We start from the raw sequence: 18,276 nt of genomic DNA, 5'->3' as shown, positions 1-18,276 counted from the left end.
GACATCGAGAAAAGGCCCAGGCAGTGAACAACCACCCAGCCACGACCCGCGAGACAACCAAGGCGGCCCCGACGCACACCATCGTGCCGCTCGCCACCGCCGACGAAATGCGCGAGCGCATTCGCCGCAAGAGCAAGCTCAAGGGCCGGCAGCCCGAGGAAGCGGCGCTGCTCGAAGTGCGCACGCTCATCGGTGCGCCCCCGACTGAGGGCCACCGGCGCGACCTGCTCATCGAGCACCTGCACAAGCTGAACGACGCTTTCCGCTGCCTGCACGACCGCCACCTGGTGGCGTTGGCGAAGGAAATGAACATTCCGATGGCCGAGGTGTACGAGGTTGCGACCTTCTATCACCACTTCGAGGTGGTTCGCGGCGGCGACGAAGCTCCGGGCCTCACCGTGCGCGTGTGCGACGGCCTGGCCTGCGAGCTGGCCGGTGCCAAGGATCTGCTGGCGCGGCTGCCCGAACTGCTTGGCGTCGACGGCGACGATGTGCGCGTGATCGCGGCGCCCTGCGTCGGCCGCTGCGAACAGGCGCCCGCGGTGGTGGTCGACCGGCAGGCGGTGCCGCTCGCGACGACTGCCAAGGTGCTGCAGGCCCTGAAGTCCGACCCCGATGAAGCCACGGTCGCGTATTTCGATGCGGCGGAGTTCGCGCTGAAAAGCGTCTCGCCGCTGCCCGGCGCCATCGAGCGCATGCCGGCGTTCACCGACTACGCCACCTACCGCGCGAATGGCGGCTACGCGCTCGCTTCAGCGCTGGTCAACGGCGAGGAAGACGCCGAGGCCATCATCAAGACGATGGAAGACTCGGGCCTGCGCGGCCTGGGCGGCGCGGGCTTTCCAGCCGGGCGCAAGTGGCGCATCGTGCGCGACCAGCCCGCGCCCCGGCTCATGGCCGTGAACATCGACGAAGGCGAGCCCGGCACCTTCAAGGACCGCACGTATCTCGAGCGCGATCCGCACCGCTTTCTCGAAGGCCTGGTGGTGGCGGCGCAGATCGTTGGCATCGAGCAGTGCTACATCTACCTGCGCGACGAATACCACGACTGCCGCGCACTGCTGGAACGAGAGCTGGCCCGGCTCCAGGCCGATCCGCCGTGCGCGTTGCCGCGCATCGAGCTGCGGCGCGGCGCGGGCGCCTATATCTGTGGCGAAGAGTCGGCCATGATCGAAAGCATCGAAGGCAAGCGCGGCGAACCCCGCATGCGCCCGCCGTACATCGCGCAGGTGGGCCTCTTCGGCCGCCCGACGCTGGAGCACAACTTCGAAACCCTCTATTGGGTGCGCGACATCGTCGAAAAAGGCGCGGCCTGGTTCAGCGGCTTCGGCCGCAACGGCCGCAAGGGGCTGCGCAGCTTCAGCGTGAGCGGCCGGGTGAAGCACCCCGGCGTCAAGCTCGCGCCGGCCGGCATCACCGTGCAGGAACTCATCGACGAATATTGCGGCGGCATGCTCGACGGCCACTCGCTGTATGCGTACCTGCCCGGCGGCGCGTCGGGCGGCATTCTGCCGGCGCGAATGAACGACATTCCGCTCGACTTCGACACGCTGCAACCCTACGGCTGCTTCATCGGATCGGCCGCCGTGATGGTGCTGAGCCAGCACGACCGGGCACGCGACGCCGCACTGAACGTGATGCGCTTCTTCGAGCACGAAAGCTGCGGCCAGTGCACGCCATGCCGCGTCGGCACCGCCAAGGCCGCGGCGCTGATGCAGGCCCCCACGTGGGACAACACCACGCTCGAAGACCTGGCGCAGGTGATGGGCGACGCTTCCATCTGCGGACTCGGACAGGCGGCCCCCAACCCGATTCGCTGCATCCAGCAATATTTTCCGGAGGAGGTGGCATGAACGCCCCGTCCAAGCTCGCGGAGCTCATGCCGCAAACCATCGAATTCACACTCGACGGCCAAGCCATCCAAGCCTTCGACGGCGAGACCATTTTCAAGGCGGCCGAGCGCCACGGCGTCGACATTCCCCATCTGTGCTTCAAGGACGGCTACCGTCCCGACGGCAACTGCCGCGCCTGCGTGGTCGAGGTGAAGGGCGAGCGCACGCTGGCGCCCAGCTGCTGCCGCAACGTGACGGCCGGCATGGAAGTGAAGGCCACCAGCGAGCGCGCCCTCAAGAGCCAGAAGATGGTCGTCGAGATGCTGCTGTCCGACATGCCCGACCAGGGCTACAAATGGATCGGCGACGACGCCACCCAGCAGCACGGCGAACTCAGCGCCTGGGCCAAGAAGCTCGACATCGCGGTGCGGCCCGAACTCAAGGCGCTGCGCCGCGAGCAGCCCAAGACCGACATTTCGCACCCGGCGATGGCCGTCAACCTTGACGCCTGCATCCAGTGCAACCGCTGCGTGCGCGCCTGCCGCGAAGAGCAGGTCAACGACGTGATCGGCTACGCCATGCGCGGTGGCGACAGCAAGATCGTGTTCGACCTGGACGACCCGATGGGTGACAGCACCTGCGTGGCCTGCGGCGAATGCGTGCAGGCCTGCCCCACGGGCGCGCTCATGCCCAAGAGCCACATCGGCTCGCAGGAGGTCGATCGCAAGGTCGATTCGGTGTGCCCGTTCTGCGGCGTGGGTTGCCTCGTGACCTACAACGTGAAGGACGAGAAGATCGTCAGCGTCGACGGCCGCGACGGCCCGGCCAACCACAACCGCCTGTGCGTGAAGGGCCGCTTCGGCTTCGACTACGCGCACCACCCGCAGCGCCTGACCAAGCCGCTGATCCGCAAGGCCGGCGTGCCGAAGGACTTCGGCGATACGCCGCGTCCGGACGACTGGAGCGAGTATTTCCGCGAAGCCACCTGGGAAGAAGCGCTCGCGCTCACCACCGGCAAGCTCTCGGGTCTGCGCGACACCTACGGCGCCAAGTCGCTCGCGGGCTTCGGTTCGGCCAAGGGCAGCAACGAAGAGGCCTACCTGTTCCAGAAGCTCGTGCGCACGGGCTTTGGCAGCAACAACATCGACCACTGCACGCGCTTGTGCCACGCATCGAGCGTGGCCGCGCTGCTCGAAGGCGTGGGCTCGGGTGCGGTGAGCAACCAGGTCAACGACGTGGAGCATGCGGGGCTGATCTTCGTCATCGGCTCCAACCCCACGGCCAACCACCCGGTCGCCGCCACCTGGATGAAGAACGCCGCGCAGCGCGGCGCGAAGATCGTGCTGGCCGACCCGCGCCGCACCGACATCAGCCGCCACGCCTGGCGCACGCTGCAGTTCAAGGCCGACACCGACGTGGCCATGCTCAACGCGCTGATCCATGCCGTGATCGACGAGGGCCTGGTCGACCAGGAGTTCGTGCGCACGCGGGCCAGCAACTACGAGGCACTGCGCGAGAACGTGAAGGGCTACAGCCCCGAGGCGATGGCGCCCATCTGCGGCGTGCCGGCCGAAACGCTGCGCGAAGTGGCGCGGGCCTTTGCCACCGCCAAGGGCTCGATGATTCTCTGGGGCATGGGCGTGAGCCAGCACGTGCACGGCACCGACAACGCGCGCTGCCTCATTGCGCTGGCCACCGTCACCGGGCAGATTGGCAAGCCGGGCTCGGGGCTGCATCCGCTGCGCGGCCAGAACAATGTGCAGGGTGCGAGCGATGCGGGGCTGATCCCGATGATGTTCCCCAACTACCAGCGCGTCGACAACCCGGCGGTGCATGCGTGGTTCGAGAACTTCTGGGGCACGCCGCTGGACGCCACGCCGGGCTACACCGTGGTCGAGATCATGCACAAGGCGCTCGCGCCCGACACCGATCCGCACAAGGTGCGCGGCATGTACATCATGGGCGAAAACCCCGCCATGAGCGACCCCGACCTGAACCATGCGCGCCATGCGCTCGCGAGCCTGGAGCACCTGGTGGTGCAGGACATCTTCATGACCGAGACCGCGTGGCTCGCCGACGTGGTGCTGCCCGCGAGCGCCTGGCCCGAGAAGACCGGCACGGTGAGCAACACCGACCGCATGGTGCAGCTGGGTAAGCGCGCGCTCAACCCGCCGGGCGATGCGCGGCCCGATCTCTGGATCATCCAGCAGATCGCCCAGGGCATGGGCCTGCAGTGGAACTACCAGGGCGAAGAGTCCGGCGTGGCCGCGGTCTACGAGGAAATGCGCCAGGCCATGCATGCGGTGATCAGCGGCATCAGCTGGGAGCGGCTGCAGCGCGATTCGAGCGTGACCTACCCTTGCCTGAGCGAGGAAGACCCGGGCCAGCCCACGGTGTTCATCGACGATTTCCCGACCGCAGACGGCCGCGTGAAGCTGGTGCCGGCCGACATCATTCCGGCCAACGAGCGGCCCGATGCCGAATACCCGTTCGTGCTCATCACGGGTCGTCAGCTGGAGCACTGGCACACCGGCAGCATGACGCGCCGCGCCACCGTGCTCGACGCGCTGGAGCCGATGGCGACCGCATCGATGAACCAGGCCGACCTGCTGAAGCTGGGCCTCCAGGCCGGCGACGTGATCACGGTGCAGTCGCGGCGCGGAGAAGTGGCCATCCACGTGCGGCGCGACGACGGCACGCCGAACGGCGCGGTGTTCGTGCCCTTCGCCTACTACGAGGCGGCCGCCAACCTGATGACCAACGCCGCGCTCGACCCGATGGGCAAGATTCCGGAGTTCAAGTACTGCGCGGTGCGCATTGCGCGCGGCGGCCAGCCCGTGGCTGCGGCCGGCTACGGAACCGGCTCGGGCGTGCTGGCGAAGGTGGAGTGACACGGGGCGGTGAGGGCATGGGCGCGGGCATGGTTTAACCTTTGCGCTCATCCCTTCCGCACCGCTCATTACCACCGGCATGAAAACCAGAGTCCAGTTCCGCCTTCGCATCTACAGGGACGACAGCATCGCCTTCGGTCCCGGCAAGATCGACGTGCTGGAAGCCGTGGCGGAGACCGGCTCGATCTCGGCCGCGGCGCGCAAGCTGGGCATGTCGTACCGGCGCGCCTGGATGCTCATCGACGAGATGAACAACGCCCTCAGCTCCCCGGCGGTGAACACCGCGGCCGGCGGCTCGCGCGGCGGCGGCACCGCGCTCACGCCCGTGGGTGAGGAAATCGTCAAGCACTACCGCGCCATCGAAAACGCCGCGCGCCTGGCCACGGCGGCAGACGTCCGCGCGCTGACGCGCCTGCTGGCACCCTGATTCGTTCCCGCGCTGTATCCGGAAGGATATCGGCGCCATCTCCCGCACCTGCCACGAACACCCCTCCGAGGGGGGAAGGCTGTTCGTGCAACAATTGCGTTGTATCTTCATGAATACGACGCACGCCCTCATCGCCTCGACCGACTGGTTTCCGCTGGTGCTGTCGCTCAAGGTGGCCGCGGTCGCGACCCTGCTGGCGCTCATTGCCGGTGTGGCACTCGGCTGGGTGTTCGCGCGCAAGCGTTTCCCGGGCCGTTCGGTGCTGGAGGCGGTGTGCATGCTGCCGCTGGTGCTGCCGCCCACGGTCATCGGCTATGCCATCCTCGTGGCGGCGGGGCGCCACAGCCCGCTCGGCAGCTGGCTGCGCGAGCACCTCGACTACAGCATCATCTTCAGCTGGCATGGCGCCGTCGTGGCCTCGGCGGTGGTGGCGCTGCCGCTGGTGCTCAAGTCGGCCAGCGCCGCCTTCGCGGGCGTGGACCGCTCGCTCGAAGCCGCCGCCAGCACGCTGCGCCAGTCGCCGTTCTCGGTGTTCGTGCGCGTCACGCTGCCGCTGGCCTGGCCCGGCATCCTGGCCGGCACGCTGCTCGCGTTCGCGCGGGCCATGGGTGAATTCGGCGCCTCGCTGATGGTGGCGGGTTCCATTCCCAAGCAGACCCAGACCCTGTCGATGGCCATCTACGACGCCGCGCAATCCGGCAATGACGACCTGGCGCTGCTGCTGGTGGCGGTGACCTCGCTGCTGTCGATCACCGTGCTGGTGCTGTCGAACCGGTTCTTCTCGCTGCGCTGACCGGCTCATCCCCAATCCGAAAACCAACATGCGCCCGCTCCGCCTCTTGTCTCTCGTCCTGGCCATGGCATTGCCGCTGGGCACGGCGGCCCAGCAGATCACCGTGTCCGCCGCCGCCAGCCTGACGGATGCGTTCAAGGAGCTCGGACCGAAGTTCGAAGCCGTGAAGCCGGGCGCCAGAGTGCGCTTCAACTTTGCGGCTTCGGGCGTGCTGCTGCAGCAGATCGCGCAGGGCGCGCCGGTCGATGTGTTCGCGAGTGCCGACCAGGAAACCATGGACCGCGCTGCGGTGCAGAAGCTCGTCGATGCGGACACGCGCCGGAACTTCGCCGGCAACAGCCTGATGCTGATCGAGCCGCTCAGGGATGCGGCCGGCGTGAAATCGCTGCAGGACCTTGCCGGCGCGGGCGTCCGGAAAATCGCGATCGGCAAGACCGCCACGGTGCCGGTCGGCCGCTACACGCGGCAGGTGCTGGAGGGGGCAGGGCTCTGGAGCGTGCTCGAGCCGAAGTTCGTGCAGGCCGACAGCGTGCGCCAGGTGCTCGACTATGTGGCCCGCGGCGAGGTCGAGGCCGGGTTCGTCTACCGTACCGACGCGGCCATGGCGGGCGACAAGGTCAAGACCGCGTTCGCGCCCGCAGGCCACATGCCCGTGACCTATCCCGCCGCCGTGGTGGCCGACAGCAGGCAGAAGGCATTGGGCGCGGACTTCATCGCCTTTCTTTCCAGCGATGCTGCGCGCGAAGTCTTCGCGGGCTACGGGTTCACCAGGCCATGATCGACGTCGACCTGAAGCTCACGGTCACCGACGGCACGCGCCGCTTCGACCTGGCGGCGCGCTTCGCGACCGACGTGCCTTTTGCCGCGCTGTACGGCCCTTCGGGCGCGGGCAAGACGCTCACGCTGCAGGCCATCGCGGGGCTGCTGCATCCCTCCGAGGGCCACGTGCGGCTCGACGGCCGCACGCTCTACGACTCGGCGCGCGGCATCGACGTGCCGGCGCCGGCGCGGCGCATCGGCTACCTGTTCCAGAACTACGCGCTGTTTCCGCACCTGTCGGTGCGCGAAAACGTGGCTTTCGGCCTGACCGCATGGCACCGGCGCAAGCTGCCGCCGCGCGAGGCCGACATGGTGCAGTCGCTGCTCGAAGGTTTCGGCCTCGCGGCGCTGGCCGACAGCCGCCCGCAGAAGCTTTCGGGCGGCCAGCAACAGCGCGTGGCGCTTGCCCGCGCGCTGGCCTGCCAGCCGCAGGTGCTGCTGCTCGACGAGCCCTTTGCCGCGCTCAACCCCATGCTGCGCAGCGAATTGCGCAACGAGCTGGCCCAGGTTCGCCGCCAGTGGGGCATTCCGGTGCTGATGATCACGCACGACATCGAGGACGTGCTGGCCCTGGCCGATGTGGCCTTCGTCTACAACAACGGCCAGGTGGTGCGCGAGATCGACCTGCACAACGCCGAAAGCCGCGATTTCGCGCTGCGCGAAGTGGGCGGCGTGCCGGCCGCGGAAGCCACGCCGCTGCACCGAAAACTCCGCAGTCTGTTGCTGCACGGCGCATCCGGCGCCTGAGCCGTTCGGCGCGGATGACCCTCGGCGCGAAAGCGGCATGCGGCGGCGCTACGATCGGCGGATGAATCCTTCCATTGACGTTGCCGTCGTGATGCGCCGCGAGCGTGTCGACAGCCGTTGGCAATCCTGGCGCTGGATTCTCGAAAGCGTCGGCCCCGACCAGCCCGGTTTCGGCACCGAGCCGCGCCTGCTCGAAGCGAGCGAGAGCGCGCAGCGCTGGCTGCACCCGGGCTTCAAGACCGAACTGTTCCGCGACGACGTCGAGGGTTACCACCTGAACGCCACCACGCCCGCGCCCTGCTGGTTCGTGCTGTGGCGCATGGAAGAAGAACCCACCATCGCCGACGAGCCTCTGGCAAGGCCCGTGGTGGTGAGCCTCAGCTACAACGAGGCCGGCCGCTGGCTCGACGCGCAGGAAACGGTGGAGCAGGTGCCCGCGCCCGAAGAGGTGATCGAGTGGATGCGCGATTTCGTGCAGGCGCACTACGTGATCGAACCCAAGCGCCGCAAGCGGCCCGAGAGTTTCCGCCCGCTGGTCGACCGTTTCGGCAACGCGGCCAGCGTATCGACCGAGAAAAAGCGCGGAGGCGGAGCGGGCGATGTCTGAGAATTTCTTCGACCGGTGGTCGCGGCGCAAGAAGGAAGCGCGCGAAGAAGTGCCGCCCCCTCCTGCCGTGGAAGAGGTGGAAAAGCCGGCGGATCCGCGCGTCGAAACCCCGGCGTCTTTGCCCGAAGTCCGGCATCCGACGGCCAGCCTTCCCGCCGAAGGGCAGCAAGAAGTTCCCCCACCCACGCTCGCCGACGCCCAGGCGCTCACGCCCGAGTCCGACTTCCGGCCTTTCGTTGGCAGGAATGTCGCGCCCGAGGTGAAAAACACTGCATTCAAAAAGCTTTTTGCCGACCCGCAGTTCAACGTGATGGACGGCCTGGACACCTACGTCGACGACTATTCCAAATCGACGCCCATTCCCGACAGCGTGCTGCGCCAGATGGCAAGCGCCAAGTTCCTCAAGCTGTTTGAGCATGAGGAAGAAGAGCAGGCGCAAAAAATCGAAGAACCCGCGGAAACCCCACAGGACGACGTGCCGCCGGACGTGGCACAGTCCGAGCACCCGGGAGATCTCCTCCCCAGCCAGCAGGTTGCCGACGCGCAGCCCGCAAGCCAGAAGACCGATGACCACAACGCTGATCTGCGACTGCAACCAGACGATGCCGCTCGAGCCGAAGACGCTCGGCGCGGCGCTGGCTGAGTCGCTGCCCCTTCACTCCACCCTGTGCCGCCGCGAGGCGCCTGCTTTCCAGCGCGCCATCCGCTCGGGCGACGACGTGGTGGTCGCCTGCACGCAGGAGCGCAAGCTGTTCACCGAGTTGGCCGAACAGACCGAAGGCGCGACCTCGCCGATCCGCTTCGTGAACATCCGCGAAACCGGCGGCTGGAGCCGGGACGCCAGGAACGCCAGCCCCAAGATCGCCGCGCTGCTGGCGGTGGCGCATCTGCCCGAACCCGATCCGGTTTCGACGGTGAGCTACGCGAGCCAGGGCCGGCTCCTGATCGTCGGCCCGCTCGACGGGGCTGAAAAGGCCGCGGCGCTGGTGGCCGATTCGCTGCAGGTCTCGATCTTTTCCACTGGCGCCGGCCTTATCGGCGGCGGGCAGGAGCGCCGCTGGCCCGTGATGGCGGGCCGCATCGCATCGCTCACAGGCTGGCTCGGCAAGTTCTCGCTGCGGTGGACGCGCGACAACGCCATCGACCTCGACCTGTGCACGCGCTGCAACGCCTGCATTGGCGCCTGTCCCGAGCAGGCGATCGGGCTCGACTACCAGATCGACCTGGCCAAATGCACTTCGCACCGCGACTGCGAAAAAGCCTGCACCGTGGCCGGCGCCATCAACTTCAGCCGTGCACCCGAGGCGCTCGATGCGGATTTCGATCTGGTGCTCGACCTGGGCGCGAACGCGCTGATCGACTGGCACGCGCCGCCGCAAGGTTACTTCCACCTGTCGGGCGGACTCGCGCACGCGGAGGGCCTTTCGACGCTGCTGCGCCTGCGCGAGCTGGTGGGCGAGTTCGAGAAGCCCAAATTCTTCGACTACAAGCAGAAGCTCTGCGCCCACAGCCGCAACGAAGTGGTGGGCTGCAATGCCTGCGTCGAAGTGTGCTCGGCGCACGCCATCTCGAGCGACAAGGAACGCCAGCGCATCGTCGTGAATCTGCAGCTTTGCGTGGGCTGCGGCGCCTGCACCACCGTGTGCCCGACCGGCGCGCTGGGCTACACCTATCCGCGCACGCCCGACCAGGGCCGCAAGCTGCGCACGCTGCTGTCCACCTACACCGGGGCCGGCGGCCGCGATGCCGCGGTGCTGCTGCACAACGAAGAGGGCGGGCAGGCGCTCGTCGAACAACTCGGCCGCGCGGCGCAGCTCTCGCGCGGCAAGAGCGATGGCCTGGCCGGCGTGCCCGCGCATGTGCTGCCGGTGGCGCTGATGCATGTCGCCAGCACCGGCATCGACCTCTGGCTCAGCGCCATTGCCTTTGGCGCCTCGCAGGTGGCGGTGCTTTCCACCGGCGAGGAAGCGCCGCAGTATCTCGATGCGCTGAAGAAGCAGATGGCCGTCGCGCAGGCGCTGCTCACGGGCCTGGGCTACACCGGAACACATTTCCACCTGATCGAGGCCGGTACGCCGGCCGCGCTCGATGCGGCCCTTGCCGGGCTGCGCGCCACGCGCCAGCGGGTGCCTGCCACTGCGGCGCGCTTTGCCGTCGGCGGCGAGAAGCGCGGCACGCTCGAGATGACGCTCGACCACCTGATGGCGCAGGCGCCCGTGCTTTCGGCACCGACTGACGATGCGGCCGCCTCGCTGGCCGCACCCCTCGCCATTCCGCTGCCTGCCGGTTCTCCTTTCGGCGCAGTCACGGTCAACAAGGACACCTGCACGCTGTGCCTCGCCTGCGTGAGCGCCTGCCCCGCCAGCGCGCTGCAAGACAACCAGAATGCGCCGCAGCTGCGCTTCATCGAAAAGAATTGCGTGCAGTGCGGCCTGTGCGAAACCACCTGCCCCGAGAACGCAATTGCGCTTGTGCCGCGCCTCCTGGCCGCGCCCGAGCGCAAGCAGCCCGTGGTGCTCAACGAGGCCAAGCCCTGGGCCTGCATCCGCTGCAGCAAGCCCTTCGGCACGCAGAAAGCCATCGAAGCGATGCTCGGCAAGCTGGCGGGCCACGCCATGTTCCAGGGCGAGGCGCTCGAGCGGCTCAAGATGTGCAGCGACTGCCGGGTCATCGACCTGTACAGCGCGCAGAACGAAATGAAGATCACACAGTTATGAGCCAGTTTCCTCCCCATGAGCGAAGTGCCGGGCCGCCCCAAACGAGCTCGCACCGCAGTGCGAAGCACGAAGGTTCTCCAATCTCCTCCGCGCTCGACGAGGAGATTGCGCGTGCCGAGGTCTACGGCCTGCTCGCGCGGCTCTGGTATGCGGCGCCCGATGCAGAGTTGCTCGGCGCCTTCAGCGTGGCGCCCACCGAGGCGCCGGCAGCCGGCGCTTTCCTCGAGGAACCCTGGCGCCAGCTGGTCGGCGTGGCGCGCGGCACCGATGCCGCCGCGCTGCATGCCGAGTACGACGCGCTGTTCGGCGGCATGGGCAAGCCCGAGATCTATCTGTTCGGCTCGCACTACCTGAGCGGTTTTCTCAACGACAAGCCGCTGGCGCAGCTGCGCACCGACCTGGCGCGGCTGGGGCTCGCGCGGGGCGACGCCGTCTCCGAAAGCGAAGACCACATCGCCTGCCTGTTCGAAGTAATGCGCTACCTTATTGCCGGTGACGACGCGGCGGTGTCCAACCTCGCGCAGCAGCAGACATTTTTTGCGGCGCACCTGCAGTCCTGGTTGCCGACCTTGTGCGACGCGGTTGCGCAACATCCCAAGGCGCATTTCTATGCGTCGCTGGCCGTGTTCACCCGCGCCTTCGCCGAGGTCGAAGTCCAAGGGTTCGACATGCTCGGATGAGCATTTTTTGCTTCGTAGAAATACGATTGTTAGAAATTAGGGTCTAGACTAGTATCCAGATGTACAAACATCAGTTCACATCTGGTTTGCCCCCAGCCACTCCTGGAGATCACATGCAGGACAGCCAAGCGGTCGGTATCAAGCCGGCCTCGCGTCGAGGTTTCTTTTTTGGTGCAGCCACCGCAGGTGCCGCGGTCGCCGCGGTTTCGGTGCTTCCCAAGGTTGCCGAGGTCCCCGCGGCCGTCGAAGCCGCCGCGCCCGTGCTCAAGCCTGCCCCTGAAAAAGGCGGCGGCTATTCGCTCAGCGAACACGTCAAGCACTACTACAAGACCGCTTCGGCCTGAAGCGGACACCCACGATGCTGCTGACCAAGAAAACGACGCCCGCGAACACCGTCTCGCGGCAAGGCGAACGTGAGTCTTCTCCGTTCATTCACAGCCTGCGGCGCGGCCTTTCCGGCGCGCTGCCGACCATGGACCGGCGCGCCTTCCTCCGGCGCTCCGGGCTCGGCGTGGGCGTGGGGCTGGCCGCGAGCCAGCTCACGCTGATGCGCAAGGCCGAAGCGGCAGGCGATGCACGACCCACCGCGGTGGGTGCCGGCAAGGTTGAAATCAAGCGCACCGTGTGCTCCCACTGCTCGGTCGGCTGCGCCTCCGACGCCGTGGTCGAGAACGGTGTGTGGGTGCGCCAGGAACCGGTGTTCGATTCGCCCATCAACCTCGGCGCGCATTGCGCCAAGGGCGCCGCGCTGCGCGAGCACGGCCACGGCGAGTACCGGCTGCGCTACCCGATGAAGCTGGTCAACGGCAAGTACGAGCGCATCAGCTGGGACACCGCGCTCACCGAGATCACCGCCAGGCTGAAAGACCTGCGCCAGGCCAGCGGCCCCGATTCGGTCTACTGGATCGGCTCGTCCAAGCACAGCAACGAGCAGTCGTACCTGCTGCGCAAGTTCGTGAGCTTCTGGGGCAGCAACAACTGCGACCACCAGGCACGCATCTGCCACTCGACCACCGTCGCGGGCGTGGCGAACACATGGGGCTACGGCGCCATGACCAATTCGTACAACGACATGCGCGGCTCCAAGGTCGCGATGTACATCGGCTCCAACGCGGCCGAGGCCCACCCGGTCAGCATGCTGCACATGCTGCATGCCAAGGAGCACGGCTGCAAGATGATCGTGGTCGACCCGCGCTTCACGCGCACGGCGGCCAAGGCCGACGAGTACGTGCGCATCCGCTCGGGCTCGGACATCGCCTTCCTGTTCGGCATCCTGCACCACATCTTCAAGAACGGCTGGGAAGACAAGAAGTACATCAACGACCGCGTCTTCGGTATGGAAAAGGTGCGCGAAGAGGTCCTGGCCAAGTGGACGCCCGACAAGGTCGAAGAGGCCTGCGGCGTGAAAGAGGCGCAGGTGCTCAAGGTAGCCACCTGGCTCAATGAAAACCGCCCCGGCACCGTCGTGTGGTGCATGGGCCAGACGCAGCACACCATCGGCAACGCGATCGTGCGCGCATCGTGCATCCTGCAGCTAGCACTCGGCAACGTGGGCAAGTCGGGCGGCGGCACCAACATCTTCCGCGGCCACGACAACGTGCAGGGCGCCACCGACGTGGGCCCGAACCCCGACTCGCTGCCCGGCTACTACGGAATCGTCGAAGGTTCGTGGAAGCACTTTGCCGCCACCTGGGGTGTCGACTACGAATGGATCAAGGGCCGCTTCGCGTCGCCCGCGATGATGACCAAGCCCGGCATCACGGTGTCGCGCTGGATCGACGGCGTGCTCGAGAAGAACGAGCTGATCGACCAGGACTCGAACCTGCGCGGCGTGTTCTATTGGGGCCACGCGCCCAACTCGCAGACCCGCGGTCTCGAGATGAAGCGCGCCATGGACAAGCTCGACCTGCTCGTGGTGGTCGACCCGTACCCTTCGGCCACGGCCGCCATGGCCGCCATGCCGGGCCGCCCGGAAGACCAGAATCCCAACCGCGCCGTCTACCTGCTGCCCGCATGCACGCAGTTCGAGACCAGCGGCTCCGTCACGGCGTCGAACCGGTCGATCCAGTGGCGCGAGAAGGTGATCGAGCCGCTGTGGGAAAGCCGCAGCGACCACATGATCATGCAGCAGTTCGCCGACCGTCTGGGCTTCGGCAAGGAACTGAGCAAGAACTTCAAGATGCAGAAGGTCAAGGGCATGGACGAGCCCCTGCCCGACGACATCCTGCGCGAAATCAACAAGACCTGCTGGGCCGTGGGCTACACCGGGCAGAGCCCCGAGCGGCTGCAGGCGCACATGCGCAACATGGGCGCCTTCGACGTGCGCACGCTCAAGGTGAAGGCCGGCGTGAAGGACAAGGTCAACGGCTACGACCTCACGGGCGACTACTTCGGCCTGCCGTGGCCCTGCTACGGCACGCCCGAACTCAAGCACCCGGGCTCGCCCAACCTCTACGACACGTCCAAGCACGTGATGGAAGGCGGCGGCAACTTCCGCGCAAACTTCGGCGTGGAGCGCGACGGCAAGAACCTGCTGGCCGAGGACGGCTCGCATTCGCTCGGCGCCGACATCACCACCGGCTACCCCGAACTCGACCACGTGCTGCTCAAGAAGCTGGGCTGGTGGGACGAGCTCACCGAGGCCGAGAAGCCGAAGGCCGAAGGCAAGAACTGGAAGACCGACAGTTCGGGCGGCATGATTCGCGTGTTCATGAAGAACCACGGCTGCCATCCCTTCGGCAACGCCAAGGCGCGTGCGCTGGTCTGGAACTTCCCCGACGCCATTCCGCAGCACCGCGAACCGCTGTACGGCAACCGGCCCGACCTGATGGCCAAGTACCCGACGCACGACGACAAGATGGCGTTCTGGCGCCTGCCCACGCTCTACAAGACCGTGCAGCAGAAGAACATCGCCGACAAGGTGGCCGAGAAATTCCCGTACGTGATGACCTCGGGCCGGCTCGTCGAGTACGAAGGCGGCGGCGAGGAAACCCGTTCGAACCCCTGGCTGGCGGAACTGCAGCAGGAGATGTTCATCGAGATCAACCCGAAGGTCGCGGCCGAGAAGGGCATTCGCAACGGCGAGCGCGCCTGGGTGCACACGCCCACCGGCGCAAAGCTCAACGTGCAGGCCCTGGTCACCGAGCGCGTGGGGCCGGATACGGTTTTCATGCCGTTCCACTTCTCGGGCCATTGGCAGGGCGCCGACATGCTGGGCTATTACCCGGCGGGCGCTGCCCCGGTGGTACGCGGCGAGGCCATCAACACCGGCACGACTTACGGTTACGACAGCGTGACCATGATGCAAGAGACCAAGACCACGGTCTGCAATGTGGAAAAGGCATAAGGAAGCACCATGGCACGAATGAAATTTGTCTGCGACTCGGAACGCTGCATCGAATGCAACGGCTGCGTCACTGCCTGCAAGAACGAGAACGAAGTGCCCTGGGGCGTAAACCGCCGCCGCGTGGTCACGCTGAACGACGGGGTACCGGGCGAGAAATCGATCTCGGTGGCCTGCATGCACTGCTCCGACGCGCCCTGCATGGCCGTGTGCCCGGTGCAATGCTTCTACCGCACCGACGAAGGCGTGGTGCTGCACGACAAGGACGTGTGCATCGGCTGCGGCTATTGCTCGTACGCCTGCCCATTCGGCGCGCCGCAGTTCCCGTCGCAAGGCACCTTCGGTGTGCGCGGCAAGATGGACAAGTGCACCTTCTGCGCCGGCGGCCCCGAAGCCAACGGCTCCGAAGCCGAATTCGAAAAGTACGGCCGCAACCGGCTGGCCGAGGGCAAGCTTCCGGCCTGTGCCGAGATGTGCTCGACCAAGGCATTGCTGGCCGGTGACGGCGACGTGGTGGCCGACATCTTCCGCACCCGCGTGGTCCAGCGCGGCAAGGGCGCCGAAGTCTGGGGCTGGGGCACCGCCTACGGTTCGCAGCAGGCTGGCACGCCGCCGGCCGGTGGAGCGCAGAAGTGAAGCGGCAGGGCCTCATCGTCGTGGGCGCTGCGCTGGTCGCAACGTGTCTCGCGGGCTGCGGCGAGAAGCCGCAGACCAACGCGCAGGGCGTGAAGCACGACGCCGTTCCCTGGAGCGGCACCGGCACCAAGGAGAACGCCGGCACGGTGTTCACCGCGCCCGACTGGAAGGTCGGCGACAAGACCGCCTGGCAGCAGCAGCTCAAGACCCGCACGCAAAACGGGCAGAACGAATACAACAAAGAGAACTGAACGGAGAGCCCATGAAGCAAGCGCTGACCGCTCTCGTTCTTCTTGCCGCGCTGGGTACGGCCTTCGCGCAGGCGCAGCCGCCGGCTGCACCTGGAACCACGCCCGCAGCCGCTGCTCCTGCTGCAACCGCCGCACCGGCGCCCGCCGGCGGCATCCGTAGCCAGAACATCTTCGAGGTCAAGCCCGAAGCGAGCGCCGACCCCAACTACGCGAACCAGACCAACGGCGAGCGCATGAAGGTGCAGCCCGGCAACAACGCGCCCATGTGGCGCCAGGTGGGGCAGGGCGTCACCGGCTACAGCAGCCTGCCGAAAAGCGAGGCTCCCGAAGCCGGCAACCTGATTCAGCCGTTCGTGCAGTACCCGGGTTCGCGCTTCACCAATGCCGGCGAAGCCTGGCGCCAGGTGCGCAACGACTGGATCATTCCCTACGGCGCCGCACTGCTGTTCGTCGTGCTGCTGGCGCTGGCCATCTTCTATTTCACGCGCGGCCCCATTCGCCTGCACGGCCAGGAAACCGGCCGCAAGATCGAGCGCTTCACACCGTTCGAGCGGGCCACGCACTGGTCGAACGCCACTGCGTTCGTCACGCTCGCCATCTCCGGCATCGTGATGGCCTTCGGCAAGTTCTTCCTGATGCCGTGGATGGGCGCCACGCTCTTCGGCTGGATTGCCTACGCGCTGAAGAACGTCCATAACTTCGTCGGCCCGCTGTTCGTGGTGACGACGGTGTTCATGGTCTTCACGTTCATCCGCGACAACCTGCCGCGTGCGAGCGACCTGAAATGGCTCGCGCGCTTCGGCGGGCTCTTCGGTGGCAAGGAAGTGCCGTCGCATCGCTTCAACGCGGGCGAGAAGCTGGTCTTCTGGGGTGGCGTGCTGTTCCTCGGGCTCTTCGTCATCGGTTCGGGGCTCTTCCTCGACAAGCTGCTGCCGGGCTTCGTCTACACGCGCGGCGAGATGCAGGTGGCGCACATGATCCACGGCATTGCAACCTTGCTGATGATGGCGATGATCATGGGCCACATCTACATCGGCACGCTCGGCATGACCGGTGCCTACAAGGCCATGCGCACCGGCTACGTCGATGAGACCTGGGCCAAGGAACACCACGAACTCTGGTACGACGACATTGCCGCGGGCAAGATCCCCGCGCAGCGCACGGTTGCGGCCGATGCGTCGGCACCTGTCGCAGCGCGGGCGCCGCAGCCCGCCGAAGGAACGTCCTCATGAAGAAGCTGTCTCTGTCGTTGAATCTTTCCGCGCTGGTGCTCGCACTGGCCGTGCCCATGGCATGGGCCAAGTTGCCGCCGCCGGCCGCCACGCCCGAGGCCAAGGCCAAGGCAGCGGAAGCCGCCGCCAAGACGGCGTGGAACGGCAAGGTCGATTCCTACAAGCTCTGCCTGGCGCAGGACCGCGTGGCCGCCGCATACCGCGCCAGTGCGGCCTCGTCGGGCAAGCCGGTGCCCACGGCCGTTGCAACGCCGCCTTGCGCCGACCCGGGTCCCTTTGCCTTCACGCCGCCGGCAGATGCCAAGCCCCTCGAGGCCGCGGGTGCGCATTCGCCGGCCACCACGGCGGCATCGCCGCCCAGCACCAATCAGCCGGCCGCAGTCGTCAATCCCACGCCCAAGGCGCAGTGACGACGCATCTGCCGTTGTTGCCGCTCCCACGTCTCACCGAGGCCCGCGCCGCGCTCACGCGCGAAGTCGAGGTCGTCGATGAGCATGGCGCGCACGGCACCGTTTCCATTCCCGCCGAGCGCGATCTCACGGTGTATGTGGACCGGCGCGAGCTCGTCACGCTGATGACGCTCGGCGCCCAGCCCGAATTGCTGGTGCTGGGTTACCTGCTGAACCAGCGCCTCATCGAATCGGCCAGCGATGTCGAATCGGTCACGGTCGACTGGGAAGTGGGCGCCGCCGCCGTCAAGACGCACACCGGCATCGACCGCATCGAGGAGCGCACCGCAAAAAAAGTGGTGACCACCGGCTGCGGCCAGGGCAGCGTGTTCGGCGACCTGATGGCCGACATCGACAGTCTCCGATTGCCGCCCACGCGGATGACGCAGGCGCAGCTCTATGCGCTGGTCAACGCCATCCGGCTCCAGGAGAGCACCTACAAGTCGGCCGGGTCGGTGCACGGCTGCGCGCTGTTTACGCTCGAGCCCGGCGGTACCGAAGCGACGATGCACTGCTTCGTCGAAGACGTGGGCCGCCACAACGCCATCGACACCATCGCGGGCTGGTGCGCCATGCAGCCGCCGGCCGCGCTGGCCGGCGACCGCGTGTTCTACACAACGGGCCGGCTCACGAGCGAAATGGTGATCAAGTCGGCGCAAATGGGCGTGCCCATCGTGGTTTCGCGCAGCGGTATCACGCAAATGGGCCACGAGGTGGCCACGCGCGTCGGCCTGTGCGCCATCGGCCGCGCCACCAACCGGCACTTCGTCTGCTACGCGGGTGTCGATCGACTCGTGCTGCAGCCGGAACTCGCGCGCCGCAATCCGGCCTAAGGCCTGTTCCCCTACTTGC

General features: G+C 67.0%; 17 protein-coding genes. All 17 read left to right on the top strand.

The features are described 5' to 3' along the window. Nucleotides 1-107: 107 nt before the first annotated feature. The 17 genes from ABIC94_RS07110 to ABIC94_RS07030 all read left to right on the top strand — a co-directional run bounded on the left by ABIC94_RS07110 (nt 108) and on the right by ABIC94_RS07030 (nt 18,257). Nucleotides 108-1,853: an NAD(P)H-dependent oxidoreductase subunit E gene (locus ABIC94_RS07110; protein ID WP_354372440.1), complete on the top strand. Its 1,746-nt coding sequence runs from the start codon at nt 108-110 to the stop codon at nt 1,851-1,853. Beyond that, the gene (gene fdhF / locus ABIC94_RS07105; RefSeq protein ID WP_354372330.1) at nt 1,850-4,723 is read left to right on the top strand and encodes a formate dehydrogenase subunit alpha; all 2,874 of its coding nucleotides are present in this window, start codon (nt 1,850-1,852) and stop codon (nt 4,721-4,723) included. Before ABIC94_RS07110 ends, fdhF begins: the two co-directional genes overlap by 4 nt. Nucleotides 4,724-4,802: 79 nt before the next feature. Then, a complete protein-coding gene (locus ABIC94_RS07100) occupies nt 4,803-5,150 on the top strand; it encodes a winged helix-turn-helix domain-containing protein (protein WP_157615313.1) in 348 nt (115 codons plus the stop codon). Nucleotides 5,151-5,259: 109 nt separating this feature from the next. After that, complete coding sequence (gene modB, locus ABIC94_RS07095) at nt 5,260-5,943, top strand: molybdate ABC transporter permease subunit (protein WP_354372329.1); 684 nt, start codon at nt 5,260-5,262, stop codon at nt 5,941-5,943. Between the two features lie 28 nt (nt 5,944-5,971). Beyond that, nucleotides 5,972-6,721 carry a molybdate ABC transporter substrate-binding protein gene (gene modA, locus ABIC94_RS07090; RefSeq protein WP_354372328.1) on the top strand — a complete coding sequence of 250 codons (750 nt, stop codon included), beginning with the start codon at nt 5,972-5,974 and terminating at the stop codon, nt 6,719-6,721. Continuing rightward, nucleotides 6,718-7,509 (top strand): ABC transporter ATP-binding protein, encoded by a 792-nt coding sequence (locus ABIC94_RS07085; RefSeq protein ID WP_354372327.1) that lies wholly within the window; start codon nt 6,718-6,720, stop codon nt 7,507-7,509. The genes modA and ABIC94_RS07085 overlap by 4 nt, the downstream gene beginning before the upstream one ends. Nucleotides 7,510-7,546: 37 nt before the next feature. After that, on the top strand, nt 7,547-8,116 hold the full coding sequence (locus ABIC94_RS07080; RefSeq protein ID WP_354372326.1) for a DUF3305 domain-containing protein: 570 nt from the start codon (nt 7,547-7,549) through the stop codon (nt 8,114-8,116). Beyond that, nucleotides 8,109-8,759 carry a DUF3306 domain-containing protein gene (locus tag ABIC94_RS07075; RefSeq protein ID WP_354372325.1) on the top strand — a complete coding sequence of 217 codons (651 nt, stop codon included), beginning with the start codon at nt 8,109-8,111 and terminating at the stop codon, nt 8,757-8,759. The genes ABIC94_RS07080 and ABIC94_RS07075 overlap by 8 nt, the downstream gene beginning before the upstream one ends. Beyond that, nucleotides 8,683-10,833: a 4Fe-4S dicluster domain-containing protein gene (locus ABIC94_RS07070; protein WP_354372324.1), complete on the top strand. Its 2,151-nt coding sequence runs from the start codon at nt 8,683-8,685 to the stop codon at nt 10,831-10,833. Before ABIC94_RS07075 ends, ABIC94_RS07070 begins: the two co-directional genes overlap by 77 nt. Continuing rightward, nucleotides 10,830-11,513 (top strand): TorD/DmsD family molecular chaperone, encoded by a 684-nt coding sequence (locus tag ABIC94_RS07065; RefSeq protein WP_354372323.1) that lies wholly within the window; start codon nt 10,830-10,832, stop codon nt 11,511-11,513. Before ABIC94_RS07070 ends, ABIC94_RS07065 begins: the two co-directional genes overlap by 4 nt. 113 nt (nt 11,514-11,626) lie before the next feature. Beyond that, nucleotides 11,627-11,857: a formate dehydrogenase gene (locus ABIC94_RS07060; RefSeq protein WP_354372322.1), complete on the top strand. Its 231-nt coding sequence runs from the start codon at nt 11,627-11,629 to the stop codon at nt 11,855-11,857. A 14-nt stretch (nt 11,858-11,871) separates the two neighbouring features. Beyond that, nucleotides 11,872-14,859: a formate dehydrogenase subunit alpha gene (locus ABIC94_RS07055; RefSeq protein WP_354372321.1), complete on the top strand. Its 2,988-nt coding sequence runs from the start codon at nt 11,872-11,874 to the stop codon at nt 14,857-14,859. Nucleotides 14,860-14,868: 9 nt separating this feature from the next. Further along, nucleotides 14,869-15,492, top strand: coding sequence for a formate dehydrogenase FDH3 subunit beta (gene fdh3B / locus ABIC94_RS07050; RefSeq protein ID WP_354372320.1), 624 nt, complete (start codon nt 14,869-14,871; stop codon nt 15,490-15,492). Beyond that, entirely contained in the window at nt 15,489-15,743 is a 255-nt protein-coding gene (gene trbK / locus ABIC94_RS07045) for an entry exclusion lipoprotein TrbK (RefSeq protein ID WP_354372319.1), read from the top strand. The genes fdh3B and trbK overlap by 4 nt, the downstream gene beginning before the upstream one ends. 11 nt (nt 15,744-15,754) lie before the next feature. Further along, entirely contained in the window at nt 15,755-16,975 is a 1,221-nt protein-coding gene (locus ABIC94_RS07040; RefSeq protein ID WP_354372318.1) for a formate dehydrogenase subunit gamma, read from the top strand. Further along, a complete protein-coding gene (locus tag ABIC94_RS07035) occupies nt 16,972-17,385 on the top strand; it encodes a hypothetical protein (protein WP_354372317.1) in 414 nt (137 codons plus the stop codon). Before ABIC94_RS07040 ends, ABIC94_RS07035 begins: the two co-directional genes overlap by 4 nt. Continuing rightward, on the top strand, nt 17,382-18,257 hold the full coding sequence (locus ABIC94_RS07030) for a formate dehydrogenase accessory sulfurtransferase FdhD (RefSeq protein WP_354372316.1): 876 nt from the start codon (nt 17,382-17,384) through the stop codon (nt 18,255-18,257). The genes ABIC94_RS07035 and ABIC94_RS07030 overlap by 4 nt, the downstream gene beginning before the upstream one ends. Nucleotides 18,258-18,276: the final 19 nt, after the last annotated feature.

Source organism: Variovorax paradoxus, assembly GCF_040544635.1.
In the GTDB taxonomy this organism is placed as follows: domain Bacteria; phylum Pseudomonadota; class Gammaproteobacteria; order Burkholderiales; family Burkholderiaceae_C; genus Variovorax; species Variovorax paradoxus_R.
Note: the sequence above shows the minus strand (reverse complement) of the source record. Positions and strands in the feature narration are given on the sequence as shown.

What these genes read in the sequence shown, in the direction of transcription:
- ABIC94_RS07035 (WP_354372317.1), top strand. Translation starts at nt 16,972, where the DNA reads ATGAAGAAGCTGTCTCTGTCGTTGAATCTTTCCGCGCTGGTGCTCGCA.
- modB (WP_354372329.1), top strand. Translation starts at nt 5,260, where the DNA reads ATGAATACGACGCACGCCCTCATCGCCTCGACCGACTGGTTTCCGCTG.
- ABIC94_RS07060 (WP_354372322.1), top strand. Translation starts at nt 11,627, where the DNA reads ATGCAGGACAGCCAAGCGGTCGGTATCAAGCCGGCCTCGCGTCGAGGT.
- ABIC94_RS07070 (WP_354372324.1), top strand. Translation starts at nt 8,683, where the DNA reads ATGACCACAACGCTGATCTGCGACTGCAACCAGACGATGCCGCTCGAG.
- ABIC94_RS07085 (WP_354372327.1), top strand. Translation starts at nt 6,718, where the DNA reads ATGATCGACGTCGACCTGAAGCTCACGGTCACCGACGGCACGCGCCGC.
- ABIC94_RS07100 (WP_157615313.1), top strand. Translation starts at nt 4,803, where the DNA reads ATGAAAACCAGAGTCCAGTTCCGCCTTCGCATCTACAGGGACGACAGC.
- ABIC94_RS07075 (WP_354372325.1), top strand. Translation starts at nt 8,109, where the DNA reads ATGTCTGAGAATTTCTTCGACCGGTGGTCGCGGCGCAAGAAGGAAGCG.
- ABIC94_RS07065 (WP_354372323.1), top strand. Translation starts at nt 10,830, where the DNA reads ATGAGCCAGTTTCCTCCCCATGAGCGAAGTGCCGGGCCGCCCCAAACG.
- ABIC94_RS07055 (WP_354372321.1), top strand. Translation starts at nt 11,872, where the DNA reads ATGCTGCTGACCAAGAAAACGACGCCCGCGAACACCGTCTCGCGGCAA.
- fdh3B (WP_354372320.1), top strand. Translation starts at nt 14,869, where the DNA reads ATGGCACGAATGAAATTTGTCTGCGACTCGGAACGCTGCATCGAATGC.
- fdhF (WP_354372330.1), top strand. Translation starts at nt 1,850, where the DNA reads ATGAACGCCCCGTCCAAGCTCGCGGAGCTCATGCCGCAAACCATCGAA.
- ABIC94_RS07080 (WP_354372326.1), top strand. Translation starts at nt 7,547, where the DNA reads ATGCGGCGGCGCTACGATCGGCGGATGAATCCTTCCATTGACGTTGCC.
- modA (WP_354372328.1), top strand. Translation starts at nt 5,972, where the DNA reads ATGCGCCCGCTCCGCCTCTTGTCTCTCGTCCTGGCCATGGCATTGCCG.
- ABIC94_RS07110 (WP_354372440.1), top strand. Translation starts at nt 108, where the DNA reads ATGCGCGAGCGCATTCGCCGCAAGAGCAAGCTCAAGGGCCGGCAGCCC.
- ABIC94_RS07040 (WP_354372318.1), top strand. Translation starts at nt 15,755, where the DNA reads ATGAAGCAAGCGCTGACCGCTCTCGTTCTTCTTGCCGCGCTGGGTACG.